The sequence below is a fragment of the Oleiphilus sp. HI0128 genome (genome assembly GCF_001635365.1).
On sequence record NZ_LWGG01000922.1, the window covers coordinates 1 to 847 of the forward strand.

Below are 847 nucleotides of genomic sequence, written 5' to 3' on the forward strand. Positions count from 1 at the left end.
TAAATTATCTTGTGCTGACATATATTTGTTTCTCTCGTTTTTCGTTGTTCAGAAAAATTGATTTGTCGCTTTCCGGCAGCAATTTATCTCAAACTTATGAGAGGGACTGCATTATCAATGCAGCCTTGCTTACCACCGACCTGAAAAGCCTTGAAACCTTATGTGGGGATGGCATTTTTAATTTCAAGTAATTTTTATCGTGTTTTGTTTCGAGCTGTTTCGCGCACAAAGCCAGATTATGGTTTAATGCCCTCCACCTACCTTTACAAAGATAAATTGAGAATCATGTTAAAAGCCCTTACCACACTATTATTCGCAGTTGTTTTGATTATTGGCCTCGGTGCGGCCGCACTCGATGGTTTCTACGGCGGCGGCGATGCCTTCCCTGATAGAAGTGGCCAGCCCCTGCTCCCGGCTGAAGCGCTTATCAAAGTTGCTGACCTGCCCTACCCTCCTGGAAACATCGCAGTCTCGAAAAATGAGCGCATCTTTTTCACTTATCATCCGGAAGGTTTTCCACCCTATAACATCGCAGAACTGGTTGATGGCGAAGCCAAACCATTTGAGTTCGAGTCACCAGCTGGTCTTAACTTGAGTACTGTTCTATCAATGCGTTTAGACAGACAAGGCCGCTTATGGCTACTCGACTATGGTGACCATGGGCAAGAAACACCTCAGATCCTTGCCGTGGATATTGAGTCCCGCGAGGTTGTGCATCATCATCGTTTTAGTTCAGATATTGCAGGGCTAGGCTCACATATGAATGACTTCCAAGTCAGTCATGATGGCACACGCATCTATATCGCCAATGCAAGTATCATAGGTCTTAGCCCATCTATCATCGTTT

2 protein-coding genes are annotated in these 847 nt (G+C 44.9%); both read left to right on the top strand.

Annotated features, from left to right (window positions below; all coding sequences use genetic code 11):
• On the top strand, positions 1–191 hold a 191-nt coding region (locus A3763_RS29645; protein ID WP_231872210.1), incomplete at its 5' end, for a hypothetical protein.
• Positions 192–285: 94 nt separating this feature from the next.
• Positions 286–847: L-dopachrome tautomerase-related protein (locus A3763_RS15030; protein WP_197482927.1), on the top strand; the 562-nt coding region annotated here is incomplete at its 3' end.